This window comes from Streptomyces sp. NPDC048643, assembly GCF_040650615.1.
Lineage (GTDB): Bacteria > Actinomycetota > Actinomycetes > Streptomycetales > Streptomycetaceae > Streptomyces.
On record NZ_JBEZHO010000001.1, the window covers coordinates 223,443 to 242,068 of the forward strand.

Annotated in this window: 15 protein-coding genes; 4 read left to right on the forward strand and 11 right to left on the reverse strand. The window is 70.3% G+C overall.

Annotated features, from left to right (window positions below; all coding sequences use genetic code 11):
• The first annotated feature begins 171 nt into the window (after positions 1-171).
• A complete protein-coding gene (locus AB0C62_RS00925; RefSeq protein ID WP_362969113.1) occupies positions 172-1,272 on the forward strand; it encodes a mannosyltransferase family protein in 1,101 nt (366 codons plus the stop codon).
• 40 nt (positions 1,273-1,312) lie between these two features.
• Here AB0C62_RS00925 and AB0C62_RS00930 read toward each other — a convergent pair whose 3' ends face one another.
• Entirely contained in the window at positions 1,313-1,843 is a 531-nt protein-coding gene (locus tag AB0C62_RS00930) for a YbjN domain-containing protein (RefSeq protein WP_355880211.1), read from the reverse strand.
• A gap of 310 nt (positions 1,844-2,153) precedes the next feature.
• Positions 2,154-4,766, reverse strand: a complete 2,613-nt coding sequence (clpB, locus tag AB0C62_RS00935; protein WP_362969114.1) for an ATP-dependent chaperone ClpB — start codon at positions 4,764-4,766, stop codon at positions 2,154-2,156.
• Positions 4,767-4,895: 129 nt separating this feature from the next.
• On the opposite strand from clpB, the gene AB0C62_RS00940 reads away from it, so the two are divergent.
• Positions 4,896-5,309: a TIGR03618 family F420-dependent PPOX class oxidoreductase gene (locus AB0C62_RS00940; protein WP_362968966.1), complete on the forward strand. Its 414-nt coding sequence runs from the start codon at positions 4,896-4,898 to the stop codon at positions 5,307-5,309.
• Between the two features lie 179 nt (positions 5,310-5,488).
• Here AB0C62_RS00940 and AB0C62_RS00945 read toward each other — a convergent pair whose 3' ends face one another.
• Together AB0C62_RS00945 and AB0C62_RS00950 are read right to left on the reverse strand one after the other, a co-directional pair.
• Positions 5,489-5,824, reverse strand: a complete 336-nt coding sequence (locus AB0C62_RS00945; RefSeq protein WP_362968967.1) for a hypothetical protein — start codon at positions 5,822-5,824, stop codon at positions 5,489-5,491.
• A complete protein-coding gene (locus tag AB0C62_RS00950; RefSeq protein ID WP_362968968.1) occupies positions 5,821-6,171 on the reverse strand; it encodes a hypothetical protein in 351 nt (116 codons plus the stop codon). The genes AB0C62_RS00945 and AB0C62_RS00950 overlap by 4 nt, the downstream gene beginning before the upstream one ends.
• A 178-nt stretch (positions 6,172-6,349) precedes the next feature.
• On the opposite strand from AB0C62_RS00950, the gene AB0C62_RS00955 reads away from it, so the two are divergent.
• On the forward strand, positions 6,350-7,360 hold the full coding sequence (locus AB0C62_RS00955) for a helix-turn-helix transcriptional regulator (protein WP_081218466.1): 1,011 nt from the start codon (positions 6,350-6,352) through the stop codon (positions 7,358-7,360).
• A gap of 12 nt (positions 7,361-7,372) precedes the next feature.
• Here AB0C62_RS00955 and AB0C62_RS00960 read toward each other — a convergent pair whose 3' ends face one another.
• The 7 genes from AB0C62_RS00960 to AB0C62_RS00990 all read right to left on the reverse strand — a co-directional run bounded on the left by AB0C62_RS00960 (position 7,373) and on the right by AB0C62_RS00990 (position 16,019).
• Entirely contained in the window at positions 7,373-8,482 is a 1,110-nt protein-coding gene (locus tag AB0C62_RS00960) for a helix-turn-helix transcriptional regulator (protein WP_362968969.1), read from the reverse strand.
• Between the two features lie 415 nt (positions 8,483-8,897).
• Complete coding sequence (locus AB0C62_RS00965) at positions 8,898-10,025, reverse strand: substrate-binding domain-containing protein (RefSeq protein WP_362968970.1); 1,128 nt, start codon at positions 10,023-10,025, stop codon at positions 8,898-8,900.
• 489 nt (positions 10,026-10,514) lie between these two features.
• Positions 10,515-10,970, reverse strand: a complete 456-nt coding sequence (locus AB0C62_RS00970; protein ID WP_362968971.1) for a helix-turn-helix domain-containing protein — start codon at positions 10,968-10,970, stop codon at positions 10,515-10,517.
• Positions 10,971-10,977: 7 nt separating this feature from the next.
• Complete coding sequence (dnaJ, locus tag AB0C62_RS00975; RefSeq protein WP_362968972.1) at positions 10,978-12,168, reverse strand: molecular chaperone DnaJ; 1,191 nt, start codon at positions 12,166-12,168, stop codon at positions 10,978-10,980.
• Between the two features lie 30 nt (positions 12,169-12,198).
• Entirely contained in the window at positions 12,199-12,867 is a 669-nt protein-coding gene (gene grpE, locus AB0C62_RS00980; RefSeq protein WP_362968973.1) for a nucleotide exchange factor GrpE, read from the reverse strand.
• Positions 12,864-14,708, reverse strand: coding sequence for a molecular chaperone DnaK (gene dnaK, locus AB0C62_RS00985; protein WP_362968974.1), 1,845 nt, complete (start codon positions 14,706-14,708; stop codon positions 12,864-12,866). The genes grpE and dnaK overlap by 4 nt, the downstream gene beginning before the upstream one ends.
• Before the next feature lie 147 nt (positions 14,709-14,855).
• Entirely contained in the window at positions 14,856-16,019 is a 1,164-nt protein-coding gene (locus AB0C62_RS00990) for an MraY family glycosyltransferase (protein ID WP_362968975.1), read from the reverse strand.
• 274 nt (positions 16,020-16,293) lie between these two features.
• On the opposite strand from AB0C62_RS00990, the gene AB0C62_RS00995 reads away from it, so the two are divergent.
• On the forward strand, positions 16,294-18,600 hold the full coding sequence (locus AB0C62_RS00995) for a (Fe-S)-binding protein (RefSeq protein ID WP_362968976.1): 2,307 nt from the start codon (positions 16,294-16,296) through the stop codon (positions 18,598-18,600).
• Positions 18,601-18,626: the final 26 nt, after the last annotated feature.

Sequence of the window (18,626 nt, forward strand, 5' to 3'; positions counted from 1 at the left end):
GGGGGCGGGGATCCGTACCCGCACGGGTGCTCCCGGCTCGCGAACACCTCGTAGGGATCGGAGAGTTCGGGTGTGACCCACCCGGACACCCTCGCCCGCCCCGCCGTTGCGCAGCCCGCCGGCCGTGCCGTCGGCCCCTCCAGCGGCGCGCGCGCACGATGGTCCCCCCTGCTGACCGCGCTCGGGCTGTTCACCGCCGCGCGCGTGACGGGCGTCCTCGTGCTCGCCGCGACCGCGTGGGCCACCGGCAGGCATCCGGCGACGCTGCTCGCGCGGTCCTGGGACTCGCTCTGGTACCTGAGGATCGCGGCGCACGGCTACGGCCACACCCTGCACCTGCGCCCCGGGGTCGTCTACAGCGACCTGGCGTTCTTCCCGCTGTACCCGGGCCTCGTGCGCGCCGTGACCACGCTGACGCCGCTGAACGCGAGCACCGCGGCCCTGCTGGTCTCCTGGCTCGCGGCGGCGGTCGCGGCGTGCGGGGTCTACGCGGTCGGCGCGCGGCTGCGCGGCCGGGCGGTCGGTACGGCCCTGGTGCTGCTGTGGGGGCTGCTGCCGCACTCGGTGGTGCTGTCGATGGCGTACACCGAACCCCTGCTGACCGCGTTCGCCGCCTGGTCGCTGTACGCGGTGCTCGACGGACGCTGGGTGTGGGCGGGCGCGCTGGCCGCGCTCGCGGGGCTGACCCGGCCGAACGGCCTCGCGGTGGCAGCGGCGGTCCTCGCGGCGGCCGTGTGCGAGCTCGTGCGCCGCCGCGGCAGGGTTTCCCACAGGCTGTGGACGGGCGCCGCGCTCGCGCCGCTCGGCTGGGCGGGCTACGTGCTGTGGGTCGGCCACCGCAGGGGCGACCTGCCCGACGGCTACTTCGCGGTGCAGCGGAGCTGGGGCTCGCGCTTCGACCTCGGCGCGGGGGCCCTTCACTTCGTCCGGCACCTGCTGCTGCACGGCGGCCGGTTCGTGTTCCCCATGGCGATGGTGATCGTCGCGGCGGCCGTGCTGCTGTACGCGCTGCTGATCGCGGAGCGGGCGCCGCTGCCGCTGCTGGTGCACAGCGGGGTCCTGCTGCTGATCGCGCTGGGCGGTTCGGGGTTCTTCGCGTCGAAGCCGCGCTTCCTGCTGCCCGCGTTCCCGCTGCTGCTGCCGCTCGCCTCGGCCCTGGTCAGGACGGCGAGAGCCCGCCCCTGGCACGCGACCCTGGTGGTCGGTGCCCTGGCCGGGCTCTCGTTCGCCTACGGCGCGTATCTCGTCGTGGTCGCGCACACCCCGCTCTAGAGCGTGTCCGCGAGGGGGTGCGCCGCCGCGAGGAGGAGACCTACTCCTCGTCGTCCTCGGGCTTCTCCGCCTCGTTGATCTCCTGCTCCAGGCCGAGCTGCTCGACGAGCCACTTGTCGAACTCGATGGCGGCGCGGACCCAGCTGACCGTGGAGGACACGAAGTGCTCCAGGCTGACGCCGGTGCCGATCAGCATCTGCGCCTCGCCGATCAGGCGGACGGTGCCGTCGTCGTGCGTGTGGCTGTAGACCTTCGGCCACAGGGTGCGGCGGTTCCAGTCGTCGATCGACTCCAGGAGCGCGGGCTTCTCCTCGAGCTGGTGCGGCCGGTCGTAGAACGTCCGCACCGAGAAGACCTGCTGGTCACCCTCGCCGCGGAACATGAAGTACGTACGGAACTCCTCCCACGGCGCCGCGAGGTCACCCTCGTCGTCGACGACGTACTTCAGCTCCATCTGCTCCAGGAGCTGCTTCACGAGGTCCTGATCCGGGACCACGGGGCCCGCGGGGCCGCCGGGCTGCGGCTCGGGCTGGCCCCCGAAGTTCGGAATCGAGGACGGGTCGATGCTCACCGTGTATTTCCCTTCGTACGGATCCTGCCATCCTCCCCCATGCGGGGCGGGGGGTGGCAACCCCTGGCCGGGCCTGTCCGCCGGGGGCTGACAAGATCCGGTCATCCGGGGACATCGGGCCAGGTGGGGATGGGCCACGGGGGTATGCGGGGCGTCGTGACGGCGACGGCGGGATGAACATGCACATGTCGGTCCCGGAGCGGGCCGAGGCCTCCGCTCCGTTCCGGGCGGCCGAGGAGCCGGCCGGTTCCGGACACGCCGAGGGCCCGCGGCACGGAGCCGCGGGCCCTGGCCGGAACACGTGCTCCGGTTACAGCGTCTTGCCGGTGGCCGGCCCCACGATCAGGCCGTCGCCGAAGGCGTCCACGCGGACCGTGTCGCCGTCCTTGACCTCACCGGCCAGGATCTCCTTGGCCAGCCGGTCGCCGATGGCGGTCTGGACGAGGCGCCGCAGCGGGCGCGCCCCGTACGCCGGGTCGTTGCCCTCCTCGGCGAGCCAGGCCAGGGCCGCGTCGCTGACCTCCAGGGTGAGCCGGCGCTCGGCGAGCCGCTTGGCCAGCCGGTCGATCTGGAGGCGGGCGATGCGCTCCAGCTCCGCCCGGTCGAGCGCGGAGAAGACCACCAGGTCGTCCAGCCGGTTCAGGAACTCCGGCTTGAACGAGGCACGGACGACCTCCAGGACCTGACGCTTCCTGTCCTCCTCGGAGCTCGTCGGATCGGCGAGACTCTGCCCGCCGAGGAACTGGCTCCCCAGGTTCGAGGTGAGGATCAGGATGGTGTTGCGGAAGTCGACCGTCCGGCCCTGACCGTCCGTCAGCCGCCCGTCGTCCAGCACCTGGAGCAGCACGTCGAAGACCTCGGGGTGCGCCTTCTCCACCTCGTCGAGCAGGATCACGCTGTACGGGCGGCGGCGTACCGCCTCGGTGAGCTGGCCGCCCTCCTCGTACCCCACGTAGCCGGGCGGGGCTCCGACCAACCGGGCCACGCTGTGCTTCTCGCCGTACTCCGACATGTCGATGCGGACCATCGCCCGCTCGTCGTCGAAGAGGAAGTCGGCGAGGGCCTTGGCGAGTTCGGTCTTGCCGACGCCCGTCGGGCCGAGGAACAGGAAGGAACCGGTGGGGCGGTCCGGGTCGGCGATGCCGGCGCGGGTGCGGCGCACGGCGTCGGAGACGGCGCCCACCGCCTCGGCCTGGCCGATCAGCCGGCGGCCCAACTCCTCCTCCATGCGCAGGAGTTTCTGGGTCTCGCCCTCCAGCAGGCGTCCGGCGGGGATGCCGGTCCAGGAGCCCACGACGTCGGCGATGTCGTCGGGGCCGACCTCCTCCTTGACCATGGTGTCCCGGCCGGCCTCCTCCTCGGCCTCCGATGCCTCCTCCAAGTCCCTTTCCAGGGTGGGGATCTCGCCGTAGAGCAGTTTGGAGGCGGTGTCGAAGTCGCCGTCGCGCTGGGCGCGTTCGGCCTGGCCGCGCAACTCGTCGAGCTTCTCCTTCAGCTCACCGACGCGGTTGAGGGACTGCTTCTCCTTCTCCCAGCGGGCGGTGAGCCCGCGCAGCTCCTCCTCCTTGTCGGCGAGGTCGCGGCGCAGCTTGTCCAGCCGCTCCCTGCTGGCCGCGTCGGTCTCCTTGCCGATCGCGAGCTCCTCCATCTTCAGCCGGTCGACGACCCGCTGGAGCTCGTCGATCTCGACGGGCGACGAGTCGATCTCCATGCGCAGCCGTGAGGCGGCCTCGTCGACGAGGTCGATGGCCTTGTCGGGCAGGAAGCGGGAGGTGATGTAGCGGTCGGAGAGGGTCGCGGCGGCCACCAGCGCGCGGTCGGCGATCTGGACCTTGTGGTGGGCCTCGTAGCGGCCCTTGAGTCCGCGCAGGATCGCGATGGTGTCCTCGACGCTCGGCTCGGCGACCAGCACCTGCTGGAAGCGCCGCTCCAGCGCCGGGTCCTTCTCGATCCGCTCGCGGTACTCGTCGAGGGTGGTGGCGCCGACCATGCGCAGCTCACCTCGGGCGAGCATGGGCTTCAGCATGTTGCCGGCGTCCATGGCGGAGTCGCCGCCCGCGCCGGCCCCGACGACCGTGTGCAGCTCGTCGATGAAGGTGATGACCTGCCCGTCGGAGTCCTTGATCTCCGCGAGCACGGTCTTCAGCCGCTCCTCGAACTCGCCGCGGTACTTCGCGCCGGCGACCATGGCGCCGAGGTCGAGGGAGACGAGGCGCTTGTTCTTGAGCGACTCGGGCACGTCGCCCTTCACGATCCGCTGGGCCAGCCCCTCGACGACGGCGGTCTTGCCGACGCCGGGCTCGCCGATGAGGACCGGGTTGTTCTTGGTACGGCGGGACAGGACCTGCACCACCCGGCGGATCTCCTGGTCCCGGCCGATGACCGGGTCGAGCTTGCCCTCACGCGCGGCGGCGGTGAAGTCCGTACCGAACTTTTCGAGTGCCTTGTACTGGCCCTCGGGATCCGGGGTCGTCACCCTGCGCCCTCCCCTGGTCTTCTGGAACGCCTCCAGCAGCTTCTTCGCACTGGCGCCCTGCTGGGAGAGTACGTCGCCACACCGGCCGCCCTTCGCGGCGATCCCGACGAGCAGGTGCTCGGTGGAGATGAACTCGTCACCCAGCTCCTTGGCGCGCTCGGCGGCGTCCGCGATGACGGCGAGCAGTTCGCGGTTGGGCTGCGGGGGCGCGACGGTGGAACCGGCCACGCTGGGCAGGTCGGCGAGCACGCGCTCGGCGCCGGCCCGTACCGAGGCCTGGTCGGCCTCCACCGCGGCCAGCAGGTCGATGATGTTCTCGTTGTCCTGCCCCTCCAGCAGAGCGAGCAGCAGGTGGGCGGGGGTGAGGTCCGGGTGCCCCTCCGTCACGGCACGGCTGCTGGCCGCGTTGATCGCGTCCCGGCTCCTGTTGGTCAGCTCGGCGTCCACGTTCGCGTTCTCCTCCTCCTGGTGTCCCGACCGTTGCCTGACACGGGCAACGTACACAAACTTGAGTCTATTCCACTCAAGGCTGGTGCGGGGCAGGAACGGGCGGGGCGGGGCGTAGATTCAGGCCTCATGGCTTCCCTTCCGGTGGACCCGCGGCGGCCCGACGCCGCCTACCTGCGCTTCTGGCGCGAGCGCCACCTCTGCACCCTGACGACCCTGCGCCGCGACGGCACCCCGCACGTGGTGCCCGTCGGCGTCACCTACGACCCCGAGGCCGGTCTCGCCCGGATCATCACCGGCGGGGCCACCGCGAAGGCGGCCCACGTGCGGGCGGCGGGGCCGGACGGGGCGCGGGTGGCGGTCTGCCAGGTGGACGGCCGGCGCTGGGCGACGCTGGAGGGGCTGGCCCGGGTGTCCACGGACCCGGAGCGCGTCGCGGACGCGGTCCGGCGCTACACGGAGCGCTACGAGCGGGTGCCGTCCCCGAACCCGGCCCGCGTGGTGATCGAGATCGAGCTGACGAGGGCACTGGGGCACGGCTGAGAACGGGCGGCACGGAAGGCCGCGCACCGCGTCGCCTACGGCTGGTTTCAGCCCTTGCCAGGATCGGCGGAAACCCGGAGATTTCCGGGAAAACTGCAGCGGCGTCACCGTGTTCAGGTCACGGTGACGCCGCTGCGGGGGGAAGTACCTGCGCGATCTACTACGACGGGGGAATCGCGTCAGGCACTGCGGGGGGTGGCTGCGATGGTCTCGATGTCGGGGATGTCGGGTCCGGTCAGGCGGTGGTCGCGCTGATCGAGGTTCACGAAGATCATTCCGTACCGGATGGCGCACCGTACTGGCTGCGGCGCCCCCCGAGGCCGCCGCAGACACCGATAGGCCCGTACGTCCTCGTCGTCGTCGCGGGTGACGACGACGGGCTCACCGAAGACGGTCACCATCAGCGAGTCACCGCTGTGGGGGATGGCGGTGACCAGGTCGATGAAATGCCAGCCGGAGCGGTACGCGGTGGCCATCTCGCGCCGGAACGAACGGTCGTCGGGTGGTGTAGTCATGAGTCCACTGAAGCCTTCGTGACGTCACTCGAAGCACTGCCGGCCGGAGCCACGAAACCCCAGCCGCTGTCAGCCAGCACGATCGCCTTCACGTTGCCCCAGCCACTGTCGGCCAGGTCCGTCCGTACGTTGCCCCAGCCGCTGTCGCCGGGCAGCGCCTTCGCCGCGTTGCCCCAGCCACTGTCCGCGGGCAGCGCCTTCGCCGCGTTGCCCCAGCCACTGTCCAGAGCGAGGGCCGCAGGCCCGTTGCCCCAGCCACTGTCCAGGGAGAGAACCGCGGGTGCACTGCCCCAGCCGCTGTCCGGTGGCGCCGAGGTGGTCGACGAACCCCCCGCCGCGAGACCCACACCACTCAGGGCCCCGACAGCCACAACCGCGGAGAAAGCGGTGGCAAGTACCGAGCGAAGCATTCTCCTGTACATAGTCGGCTTCGTCCTCACTTGATCGGATCCTCTCCCCCGGTAATGAAGACGATGTCTCATTCAGGCACGTCACCACCACCGACACGATGCATCATGTTCCTGCATGTTCAGGACCCTGGGGGGTGGCGATTTGCCCATAGAACGCACAAACCAGACACATCCCCATCCCGTCACGGAACTTTGTGACGAAGGGGCGCGCTTGTACACGAGCGCTTTGAGCACCGGACGGATCGCCCGGGCCGAAGCGACGGCAGCGCCATGCCTGCTGGAGTTCGCCCTGCTGCGCCCGGATCCCGACGACTCCAACTGGCTGCGCCCGGTGCCGCCGTCCGTCGCGCTCACCCAGCGCCTCCACCCTATTGAGCGCGAGATCCAGGAGCGCAGGCGCCGCACCATCGAACTGACCGAATCATTCGAGCCGTTCATGATGGTCAGCGCGATGGCGCCCGCCCCCACCCACGCCATCACCGTGCTGGAGGGCATCGACCGGATCAACGCCGCGCTCGACATCGCCACCTCCGAGTGCCACACGGAGATGCTCACCATCCAGCCCGGCGGCCGCCGCAGCGAGCACATCCTGAACCAGGCCCTCGAACGGGACCGCCCGCTCACCGACCGCGGCGTCCGCATCCGCACGCTCTACCAGCACACGGTCCGCTACAGCCAGGGCACCGCCGCCTACATGGACCGCATAGCCAGCGGAAAGATCGAGATCCGGACGCTGGAGGAGCTGATCGAGCGGCTCATCATCTGCGACGGCACCGTCGCCTTCATCCCGGCGAGCGACGACAACCAGTTCGCTCTCGAACTGCGCCATCCCGGCCTCGTCCGCTATCTGACCAGGGTCTTCGAACAGCTCTGGCGGCGCGCCACCCCGCTGCGCGAGGAAGTCACCTACGAGTCCACCCCGGACGGCATCACGGGCGTCCAGCGCTCCATAGCCAAGCTGCTCATCGAGGGGCACGTGGACGAGGCCATCGCCCGCCGGCTCGGGATGAACGTCCGCACCTGCCGCGCCCACATCGCGAAACTCGCGGCCTCCCTGGGCAGCGGCAGCCGCGCCCAACTCGGCTTCCTGATCGCCCAGTCGGGCATCCTGGAACAGGACCACTGACCCACCGCCCGCTCAGCGCTGGGCGGGCGAACCCTGACCGGGCAGCCCCTGGGCACCGGCCGCGCCGGGGCCGGCCACGGAAGGGCCCGCGGCGGCAGGACCCGCGCCGTGACGCGGGACGGTGACGGTCGCCGGCTCCGGAGAGCGCGGCGGCCCGTCCAGCCCCGCCTGCGCGATCCGCACGCCCAACTGCGTACGGCTGGCCGCACCCAGCGTCTCCGAGAGCCGGGCGATGTGGGCCCGGCAGGTGCGGACACTGATCCCGAGGCGCTCCGCGACCACCGCGTCCTGATGCCCCTCCGCCAGCAGCGCGGCGATCGAGCGCTCGCGGTGGGTGATCCCCTCGATGCCCGTGGACGGCAGCGGCGAGGCCAGCGGGATCGCGAGACGCCACAACCGCTCGAACACCGTGACCAGGTAGTCGATCAGCGCCGGATGGCGCAGTTCCAGCGCGATGGTGCGGTCGGAGTTCGCGGGGATGAAGGCGACCTTGCGGTCGAAGAGGATGAGCCGTTCCACGACCTCGTCGAGGGTCCGGGCCTCGGCCGCGTCCCCCATCAAGTCCATGTAGTTCAGCAGGCCTTGGCCGTGCCGGGCCACATGCGTGTACAGGTCGCGCATGCGCACCCCGCGCCGGCGCATCTCCAGCGCCCGGTGCAGTCCCTCCACCAGTTCGTCCTCGCGCCGGATACCTCCGGGCTGGACCGTCAGGACCTCGCTCGCGCACTCCTCGGTCGCCTTGTCCATGGCGGCCCGGATACGCGGCAGTCCGTCCAGCACGCGGATCGCGGCGCCCTCGGCGGGCGCCTGGACGCGGCCGCCGAGCCCGGCGTACCACTCGAACGCGGACACCGCGTCGCCCACCCGCGCCTGACTGGCGCTGACCTCCTCGTACACCCCGCGCAGTAGCCGGGTCATGACCTCCTGCGGGGAGGTCGGCACCAGCCAGCCCATGTCGTCGGGGTCGGGGTGCAGCAGCGCCAGTTCCAGCAGGCACGGCACCGGGTCGGCGTCGTCGCGCGGCACCCGGCCGCGCCGCACGGCCCGCGAGTACACCCGGTCGCCGGCCTCGCACAGTCGGTCAGCGCCGTGCGGATGCCTGTCCGTCCCGTGCCCGGCCATCTCCCACCTCTGGCTCCAGCTCCGACCCCTGGCGTGAGCCCCGCGTCAGGGCGTCCTCCGCAGCGCAACTATGCGCGGACGCGTCCGGCACCGCAACACGGCTGCGCCGTCCCCGCACGCCGTTTCGCCCCTCCTGGTCACCATAAATCCGCACCTCCGCCCCGCCCGTTGCAACAAGCTGCAAGCAGCGCCCCCCGGACGGCCGGGACTTCGCGGGAACGACCCCCGAGAGACCCCCGACGCACCGCTCGGGCTTGGCCGGATATCTCCCTCCGCGACGGCGTCCCGCGAGGAGCGCCCCGGAGCGCGAAGAGGGCCCGGGGTGTGTACCCCGGGCCCTCTCATGTCGTGCGCCGTTCCGCGGGCACCAGGAGGCCCTCGCCGCTGCCGGGCGGCCTCCTGGGCGACCGCGGTGCTACTTGAGCTTCAGAGCGTCACAGGCCGCCTTGTAGGGGGCGGTGCAGATCTGCTTGACGGTGTAGATGCTGTCCTGCAGGACCGTGTCCTCGATGTTCCCCTTGGTCAGGTCGACCACGGGCACGAGCTGCGCGGGAATGTCCTTGTTCGTCGGGCTGCTCACCTTGTCGCGGGTCAGCGCGTCGAACTCGATCGAGCGGCCCTGGACGCGGGCGACGGCCATCTCGGCGGCGGCGCTCGCCTCCTGCGGGTAGGACTTGTAGACGCTCATGAACTGGTCGCCCTTGAGGATCCGCTGCACGGCGACGAGTTCGGAGTCCTGTCCGGTGACCGGCGGCACCTTGCTGACGCCCGCGCTCTTCAGGGTGTCGATGACCGCGCCGGCGATGCCGTCGTTGGCGGCGTACACCCCGGCGATGTTGTCGAGGCCGACCTCCTGGATCGCCTTCTCCATGTTGGCCTTGGCGTTGACCGGGTTCCAGTCCTTGGTGTCGTACGTCTTGGAGATGATCACCTTGTCCTTGAGCTCGGACTCGGCACCGGACTTGAACTGCGCCGCGTTCGGGTCGGTCGTCGCGCCGTTCATCATGATGATCTTCTTCGTCGCGGAGTCGGCGCCCAGCGCGCCGACCAGGGCCTTGCCCTGGACCTCGCCGACCAGCTCGTTGTCGAAGGAGATGTACGCGTCGATCGGGCCCTGCGCCAGCCGGTCGTAGGCGATGACGGGAATGCCGGCGTCCTTGGCCTTCTTCACGCCCTTCGCGATCGACTTCGAGTCCACCGAGTCCAGGAGGATGACGTCGACCTTGTCGTCGACCATCTGCTGGAGCTGGCTGAGCTGCTTGCCCGCGTCCTGCTCGGCGTTCTGGTAGACCACCTCACCCTTGCCCTCGGTGAGCTTCTCCACCTGCTCCTTGATGATCGGGTAGTCGAACTTCTCGTAACGGGTGTTCTCCTTCTCCGGAAGGAGGAGGCCCACCTTGATGTCGTCGCCCTTCGTGGGGCTGGCCTTGGCGTCGCTTCCACCGAGCCCGTCCACGACCCCGCAGCCGGCGAGCGAGAGGGCGGCGGCGGATGAGGCCAGGGCTATGACGGTACGACGGAGACCGGTGTTACGAGTGTTCACATCAGGTGCCTTCCGGGCGAGGTTGCAGCATTGCGACCCAGGTGGCTGAAAGCCAACGCGGCGATCACCTCAGCGTCAAGGAGTAGCCACTTAACGAGATGGCAACAGCGTTCTGTGTTCCACAAGTGAACACGGTGGGAAGAGGTTACGCCCGAGGTTCCAGCAATCCCCTCAGCTTCACCCTCTGTCATCCACAGGACGGGAGGGGTGCCCCGGACCGCGCGACCCCATCCACCATGCCTTTAACGCCTGTTGACACTCGGGTAAACCCCGGGGTCAGGCGCCGGAACGCGTCCGCACGGGGCACCGGATCCCGCCACCGCGCCGCGCGGGCGTCCGAACGAATGCGGTCAACCCGGCCATTCCGACCGGACCGTAAAGATCGAGCCACTGCGGACCGCGACCGGTCGGAAAGGGTCACGGACGGCGCCGGGCAGACGAGAAGGGGCCCGGAGGAAGAACCTCCGGGCCCCTTCTCGGGTGCTTCGGTCACTGATCGGGCGACCGCTTGGGACGCCAGACCACCAGGGCGCTCGTCTGCTGGACCTCCTGGTACGGAACCAGGTCGCGACGGTAGGAGGCGTGCACGGCGGCCTCACGCTGCTGCATGGCCGCCGCGGCGCCGTCGAGGGCCGACTGGAGCTCGGCGACCCGCGACTGGAGCGCCGCCACCTGGTTCTCCAGCTCGATGATGCGCTTGATGCCGGCCAGGTTGATGCCCTCGTCCTGCGACAACTGCTGGACGGTGCGCAGCAGTTCGATGTCGCGGGCCGAGTAGCGGCGGCCCCGGCCGGCCGTGCGGTCGGGAGAGACCAGGCCGAGCCGGTCGTACTGACGCAGGGTCTGCGGGTGCAGTCCGGAGAGCTGGGCCGCCACCGAGATGACGTACACCGGCGTCTCCTCGGTCAGTTCGTACGGGTTGCGCCGCCGACCGGTGGTGTCCATGGCTCCGTCATGCTCCCTTCGCGGCCTGGAACAGCTCCGCCCGCGGATCCTCACCCGCGGTCGCCTCGCGATACGCCTCCAGCGCGTCACGAGCCTTGCCCGACACGTCCTGCGGAACGGCCACCTCGACGGTGACGAGCAGGTCGCCCCGCGTGCCGTCCTTGCGGACCGCGCCCTTGCCCCGGGCGCGCATGGTGCGTCCGTTGGGCGTGCCCGGCGGCAGCTTCAGCGTCACCGCGGGTCCGCCCAGGGTGGGCACCTTCACCTCGCCGCCGAGCGCCGCCTCCGTGAAGGTGACGGGCACCGTGACGGTGAGGTTGTCGCCCTTGCGGCCGAAGACCGGGTGGGCGTCCACGTGGACGGTGACGTACAGGTCGCCGGAGGGGCCACCGCGTTCACCGGGAGCGCCCTTGCCGCGCAGCCGGATCCGCTGGCTGTCGCTGACGCCGGCGGGGATCCGCACCTGCATGGTCCGGGACGACTTGGCCCGGCCGCTGCCCTTGCAGACCTCGCAGGGGTTCTCCGAGATCAGCCCGCGGCCCTTGCAGTCCGGGCACGGGTCGGTGAGCGAGAAGCCACCGCCCGAACCGCGGGCGACCTGGCCGGTGCCGACGCACGTCGGGCACACACGGGGTGTGCCGTTCGCGTCGCCGGTGCCCGAACAGGCCTTGCAGGGGGCCTGCGAGGTCATGCGCAGCGGAACGGTCGCCCCGTCCACCGCCTCGGTGAAGCTCAGCGTCACCTCGGTGTCGATGTCCTGGCCGCGCCGGGGCTGCGTACGGGTTCCCGTACCGGCTCCGCCGCGGTTGAACAGGCCGCCGAAGACGTCACCGATGCCGCCGCCGAAGCCACCGGCTCCGCCGGCCTGGCCGCCGCCCGGGGCACCGCCTCCGAAGAGGTCGCCCAGGTCGAAGTTGAAGTTGCCGCCGCCCGCGCCGGGACCCGGCCGGAAGCCACCGTTGCCGAAGAGGGCGCGTGCCTCGTCGTACTCCTTGCGCTTCTTGGGGTCACCGAGGACGTCGTTCGCCTCGGAGATCTCCTTGAAGCGCTCCTCCGCCTTGGCGTTGCCCTTGTTGGCGTCCGGGTGGTTCTCGCGGGCGAGCTTCCGGTACGCCTTCTTGATCTCGGCCTCGGTGGCGTCCTTGGGGACGCCGAGGACCTTGTAGAAGTCCTTCTCGATGAAGTCCTTGGTGCTCATCCCCGACGTCCCTCCTTCCCTCGTTCAAGCTCAGCCCTCGTCCGGGCCACCGCTCTCCTTGTCCTTGGCGGTCTCGGCCGCCTCGGCCGACTCGTCGCCCTTGACCGTCTGCGCCCCGGGCTGCGGCTCGGCGACCGCCACCCGCGCGGGGCGGATGGTGCGCTCGCCGAAGCGATACCCCGGCTGCAGAATCGCCACGCACGTCGTCTCCGTGACGTCCGGCGCGTACGAGTGCATCAGGGCCTCGTGGATCGTCGGGTCGAAGGGCTCGCCCTCCTTGCCGAACTGCTGGAGCCCCATCTTGGCCGCGACGGTCTCCAGCGACTCGCCGACGGACTTGAATCCGCCCACGAGTTCGCCGTGCTCCCGCGCGCGGCCGATGTCGTCGAGCACGGGCAGGAGCTCGGTCAGGAGGTTCGCCACGGCGACCTCCTTGACCGCGATCCGGTCACGCTCGACGCGGCGGCGGTAGTTCTGGAACTCGGCCTGGAGTCGCTGGAGGTCCGCGGTGCGCTCGGTGAGTCCCGTGCGTGCCTGGTCCAGCTGCGCCGTCAGGCCGGCCAACTGTGCGCTGTCGTCCCCGTCCGGGGCCGCCGCCCCCTCCGCAGAGGGGGTGGCGGACTGCGGATCGGCGTCGTCGGAGGTGGCGCCGGAGGGGACGTCGGGCTGCTCTTCGAAGCCCGGGGTCTCCTCCGTCACGCGGCACCGTCCTTGCGGTCCTCGTCGACGATCTCGGCGTCGACGACGTCCTCGTCGGAACCGTCGGCCTTCGGGGCCTCGGCACCGGGGGCGTCGCCGCCGGCGGCCTGGGCGTCGGCGTACATGGCCTGGCCCAGCTTCTGCGAGACGGCGGCGACCTTCTCGGTGGCCGTGCGGATCTCAGCGGTGTCCTCGCCCTTGAGCGCGGCCTTCAGCTCCTCGACGGACGCCTCGACCTCGGTCTTGACGTCACCGGGGACCTTGTCCTCGTTGTCCTTGAGGAACTTCTCCGTCTGGTAGACGAGCTGCTCGCCCTGGTTGCGGGTCTCGGCGGCCTCGCGGCGGGCGTGGTCCTCCTCCGCGTACTTCTCGGCCTCCTGGCGCATCCGGTCGACCTCGTCCTTCGGCAGCGAGGAGCCGCCGGTGACGGTCATCTTCTGCTCCTTGCCCGTGCCGAGGTCCTTCGCGGTCACGTGCATGATGCCGTTGGCGTCGATGTCGAAGGCGACCTCGATCTGCGGGACGCCACGCGGGGCCGGCGGCAGACCGGTCAGCTCGAACATCCCGAGCTTCTTGTTGTACGCCGCGATCTCGCGCTCGCCCTGGTAGACCTGGATCTGCACCGACGGCTGGTTGTCCTCGGCCGTCGTGAAGATCTCGGACCGCTTGGTTGGGATCGTGGTGTTGCGCTCGATGAGCTTGGTCATGATCCCTCCCTTGGTCTCGATACCGAGGGACAGCGGGGTCACGTCGAGGAGCAGGACGTCCTTGACCTCACCCTTGAGGACACCGGCCTGGAGGGCGGCGCCGATGGCGACGACCTCGTCCGGGTTCACGCCCTTGTTGGCCTCGTTGCCACCGGTCAGCTCCTTGACGAGCTCGGCGACGGCGGGCATACGGGTGGAGCCGCCCACGAGAACGACGTGGTCGATCTCCGAGAGGTTGATGCCGGCGTCCTTGATGACGTTGTGGAACGGCGTCTTGCAGCGCTCCAGCAGGTCGGCCGTCAGCTGCTGGAACTGGGCGCGCGTGAGCTTCTCGTCCAGGTGCAGCGGGCCCTCGGCGGACGCCGTGATGTAGGGCAGGTTGATCGAGGTCTCGGTGGACGAGGACAGCTCGATCTTGGCCTTCTCGGCGGCCTCGCGGAGGCGCTGGAGGGCCATCTTGTCCTTGGACAGGTCCACGCCGTGACCGGCCTGGAACTGCTTGACCAGGTAGTCCATGACGCGCTGGTCCCAGTCGTCACCACCGAGGTGGTTGTCGCCGTTGGTGGCCTTCACCTCGACGACGCCGTCACCGATCTCCAGGAGGGACACGTCGAACGTGCCGCCACCGAGGTCGAAGACGAGGATCGTCTGGTCGTCCTTGTCGAGGCCGTACGCCAGGGCGGCGGCGGTCGGCTCGTTCACGATGCGCAGGACGTTCAGGCCCGCGATCTCGCCGGCCTCCTTCGTCGCCTGACGCTCGGAGTCGTTGAAGTACGCCGGGACGGTGATGACCGCGTCGGCCACCTTCTCGCCCAGGTACGCCTCGGCGTCGCGCTTCAGCTTCTGCAGGATGAAGGCGCTCATCTGCTGCGGGTTGAAGCTCTTGCCGTCGAGCTCGATCTTCCAGTCCGTGCCCATGTGACGCTTCACCGAACGGATGGTCCGGTCCACGTTCGTGACCGCCTGGCGCTTGGCGACCTCGCCGACGAGCACCTCACCGTTCTTCGCGAAGGCGACGACGGACGGCGTGGTCCTGGCGCCCTCGGCGTTGGTGATGACGGTGGGCTCGCCGCCCTCCAGAACGCTGACGACTGAGTTAGTCGTGCCCAGGTCGATGCCGACCGCACGTGCCATTTCGATTCCTCCAACAATGACTTGAGTGGAACAGGCTCAAGTGTGCACGACGTCCGCCGCTCGGTCAACAGACCTGAGTCGTAGGGGCTCAACTCTTATCCGTTCCTTACGCGCAAGAAGCTCTTGACCTGCGCGTTTCACACGGAGCTAGGGGACTTTTACCGCACCGTTCGCCACATCCACCGGGGGTCGGAGGAGACCTCCGGCCCGGTGAGCGGTCCCTGTCGCGGGTCCCCCGGGAGCGGGGATCGCATGCGGACGGGATCGGGGACGGGGGCCGGGGCGGCGCGGGCGGGGTCCGGGACGCAGCGCGCCCGCGGCGGCGACGAGCAGCACGGCCCCGGCCACCCACCAGGCCGCCGCGGCCCCGAGCCAGCCGAGGTCGATGGACAGTCCGACGAGCGCACCCGCGAACGCGGCGAGCCCCATCACGACCATGACGCCCTGCCGGGTCAGCCCCGCCCGGCGCAGCCGGTGCACCAGATGGTCGGGCGCGGACCGCAGCACCGGCCGGCCGGCGCGCCGCCGGGACACGAGCACCAGGACGGCGTCGGCGCTGACCACGGCCGTCAGCGCGAACGCGGCGCCGAACCCGGGCCCGGCGGGCCGCTCCGCGTGCACCAGCACGACGGCCGAGGCCAGCACGAACCCCGCGAACTGGGAGCCGCACCGGCCGGCCGCGATCCGGGCCGGCGGCCAGGCGTGCATCAGGAAGCCGGTGAGCGCGGCGGCCAGCACGCTGAGCAGGGCGGCGAGTCCGTCCATGACCTCGGCCGCCGCACAGCCGCTGAGCGCGAACGCGGTGACGATCCCGACGGTCCCGAGCACCCCGTCGGACTGGTCGAGCGCGCGGAAGGCGTGGGTGACGAGGACGATCCAGCCGGCCGCGAGCACCCCTCCCGGCACGCCGAGCGCGTCGTAGGGCACGGCGAGGACGGCGGCACCGGCGACGGCGGTCAGCCGCAGCAGGGGCGGTACGGGCAGCAGGTCGGCGGCGAGACCGGCCAGGGCGACGACGAGGGCGGCGACCAGCAGGCGGCCGGCCTCCGGGCCGAGCGGGGCGATGCCGGTCCAGTCGCCGGCGCAGCCGACGATCGCCGTCGCGCCCGCCACGGCGATCCCGCCGAGCAGAGGGACCCGCCGCTCCCGGACGGACGGGCCGGAGGAGCCGGACGAACGGGGCCGGGTCCGGGCGGAGAGAAGCCCCCGCCCGCCGGCCGCGCCGAGGCGCAGGGCGAGCGACCGCAGCAGCGCGGTGAGCGCGGCGGTCAGGAGCAGAGCGGCGGTGGCAGCCGCGATTCCGTACAGCACATCGCTAATTTAGGGGTAATTGTCACAGTATTGTGCGAATAACACGATCGGGTTTACGTGTCCTTGCGCCAGAACGCCCCGGGGCGCGAAACGGACCACCTGCCCGCCCGCGACGCACCCACTCAGGTTTGCCTCAGCGACGCAGATCACCGCACCTCTGGCTACAGTGCGGCGGAAGAAGTGGGTAGTCTCAGACGGACTGCATAAGTTACCGCTTAGTAATCACTTCGAGGTCGCTCTCGAAGAACACCTCGCAGGCCCGAGGAGCCCCCGAATGCAACTCGCCGCGATCGTCGTGTCGCTGGTCCTGACCGTGGTCGGCGTCGCGCTGATCGCGCGGGCCGTCGCACAGATCTACCGGTTCATCAAGCTCGGCCAGCCCGTCCCCGCCGGCAGCCGCACCGACGACTGGAAGGCCCGCACCGTCACGCTGGCCAAGGAGTTCGTCGGCCACACCCGGATGAACCGGTGGGGAATCATCGGCGTCGCGCACTGGTTCGTGGCCGTCGGCTTCCTGACCCTGGGCCTGACGATCGTCACCGCCTACGGCCAGCTCTTCAAGGCCGACTGGACCCTCCCCGTGCTCGGCGGCTGGCTCCCCTACGAGCTGTACACCGAGTTCATCGCGCTGTTCACGACCCTCGGCATCATCGTGCTGATCGCGGTCCGTCAGCTGAACCGGCCGTCCAAGCCCGGCCGCAAGTCGCGCTTCGCGGGCTCCAAGACCGGCCAGGCCTACTTCGTCGAGGCCGTGATCCTCGTCATCGGCCTCGCCATCATGACCCTGCGCGGCCTCGAGGGCGCCCTGCACGGCGTCGACCACTACGAGGCCGCCTACTGGGCCTCGTACCCCCTGGTCGCCGCCTTCAAGGGACTGAGCCTCAGCACCCTGCAGACGCTGGTCTACCTGACCGCCATGATCAAGCTCGGCGTCACCATGGGCTGGGCGATCACCGTCGGCCTGAACACCAACATGGGTGTCGCCTGGCACCGCTTCCTCGCCTTCCCCAACATCTGGTTCAAGCGCGACGCCCAGGGCGCGACCGCCCTCGGCGAGCTGCTCCCGATGACCAGCGGCGGCCAGGCCATCGACTTCACCGACCCCGGTGAGGACGACGTCTTCGGCGTCTCCCAGGTCGAGCAGTTCTCCTGGAAGGGCCTGCTCGACTTCTCCACCTGCACCGAGTGCGGCCGCTGCCAGTCGCAGTGCCCCGCCTGGAACACCGGAAAGCCGCTCTCCCCCAAGCTCCTCATCATGTCGCTGCGCGACCACGCGCACGCCAAGGCCCCGTACCTGCTGGCCGGCGGCGGCAAGACCATGGAGGGCGAGGAGAAGGCGTCCGAGGAGCAGCTCAAGGACGTCCCCGCGGCCGCCCTCGCCGAGGCCGAGCGCCCCCTCATCGGCACCGCCGAGGAGAACGGCGTCATCGACCCGGACGTCCTGTGGTCCTGCACCACCTGCGGCGCCTGCGTCGAGCAGTGCCCGGTCGACATCGAGCACATCGACCACATCGTCGACATGCGCCGCTACCAGGTGATGATCGAGAGCGCGTTCCCGTCCGAGGCGGGCACGATGCTCAAGAACCTGGAGAAGAAGGGCAACCCCTGGGGCCTCGCCAAGAAGCAGCGCCTGGAGTGGACCAAGGAGGTCGACTTCGAGATCCCCGTCGTCGGCCGCGACATCGAGGACCTCACCGAGGTCGAGTACCTCTACTGGGTCGGCTGCGCCGGCGCCCTCGAGGACCGCGCCAAGAAGACCACCAAGGCCTTCGCGGAGCTGCTGCACATGGCGGGCGTCAAGTTCGCGATCATGGGCGGCGACGAGAAGTGCACCGGTGACTCCGCCCGCCGCCTCGGCAACGAGCCCCTCTTCCAGGAGCTCGGCATGGAGAACGTCGCCGCGCTGAACATGGCGTTCGGCGAGGAGACGGACGACGAGGGCAACAGCACGCCCGAGTCGAAGAAGCCGAAGTCCGCGAAGAAGATCGTCGCCACCTGCCCGCACTGCCTCAACACCATCGGCAACGAGTACCCGCAGCTCGGCGGCGACTACGAGGTCATCCACCACACCCAGCTGCTCCAGCACCTCATCGACGAGGGCAAGCTGCTCCCGGTGACCCCGGTCGAGGGCCTCATCACGTACCACGACCCGTGCTACCTGGGCCGGCACAACAAGATCTACACGCCCCCGCGCGAGATCATGTCCGCCGTCCCGGGCCTGCGCCAGCAGGAGATGCACCGCCACAAGGAACGCGGCTTCTGCTGCGGTGCCGGTGGCGCGCGGATGTGGATGGAGGAGCGGATCGGCAAGCGCATCAACAACGAGCGCGTCGACGAGGCCCTGTCGCTGAACCCCGACATCGTCTCCACCGCCTGCCCGTTCTGCCTCGTCATGCTGACCGACTCGGTCAACGGCAAGAAGAACGACGGCAAGGCCAAGGAGTCCGTCCAGGTCGTCGACGTCGCCCAGCTCCTCCTCGACTCGGTCAAGACCCCGCTCGCCGACACCGACGGCGACGACGAGCCCCCGGCGGGCACGGCGGAGTCGGAGAACGCACCGGAGCCGGAACCGGTCAAGTAGCGCCCCCGGCCGACCCGTTCACCCCG

What these genes read in the sequence shown, in the direction of transcription:
- AB0C62_RS00995 (WP_362968976.1), top strand. Translation starts at nt 16,294, where the DNA reads ATGCAACTCGCCGCGATCGTCGTGTCGCTGGTCCTGACCGTGGTCGGC.
- AB0C62_RS00970 (WP_362968971.1), bottom strand. Translation starts at nt 10,970, where the DNA reads ATGGACACCACCGGTCGGCGGCGCAACCCGTACGAACTGACCGAGGAG.
- dnaK (WP_362968974.1), bottom strand. Translation starts at nt 14,708, where the DNA reads ATGGCACGTGCGGTCGGCATCGACCTGGGCACGACTAACTCAGTCGTC.
- AB0C62_RS00945 (WP_362968967.1), bottom strand. Translation starts at nt 5,824, where the DNA reads ATGACTACACCACCCGACGACCGTTCGTTCCGGCGCGAGATGGCCACC.
- AB0C62_RS00960 (WP_362968969.1), bottom strand. Translation starts at nt 8,482, where the DNA reads ATGGCCGGGCACGGGACGGACAGGCATCCGCACGGCGCTGACCGACTG.
- AB0C62_RS00955 (WP_081218466.1), top strand. Translation starts at nt 6,350, where the DNA reads ATGTTCAGGACCCTGGGGGGTGGCGATTTGCCCATAGAACGCACAAAC.
- dnaJ (WP_362968972.1), bottom strand. Translation starts at nt 12,168, where the DNA reads ATGAGCACCAAGGACTTCATCGAGAAGGACTTCTACAAGGTCCTCGGC.
- AB0C62_RS00940 (WP_362968966.1), top strand. Translation starts at nt 4,896, where the DNA reads ATGGCTTCCCTTCCGGTGGACCCGCGGCGGCCCGACGCCGCCTACCTG.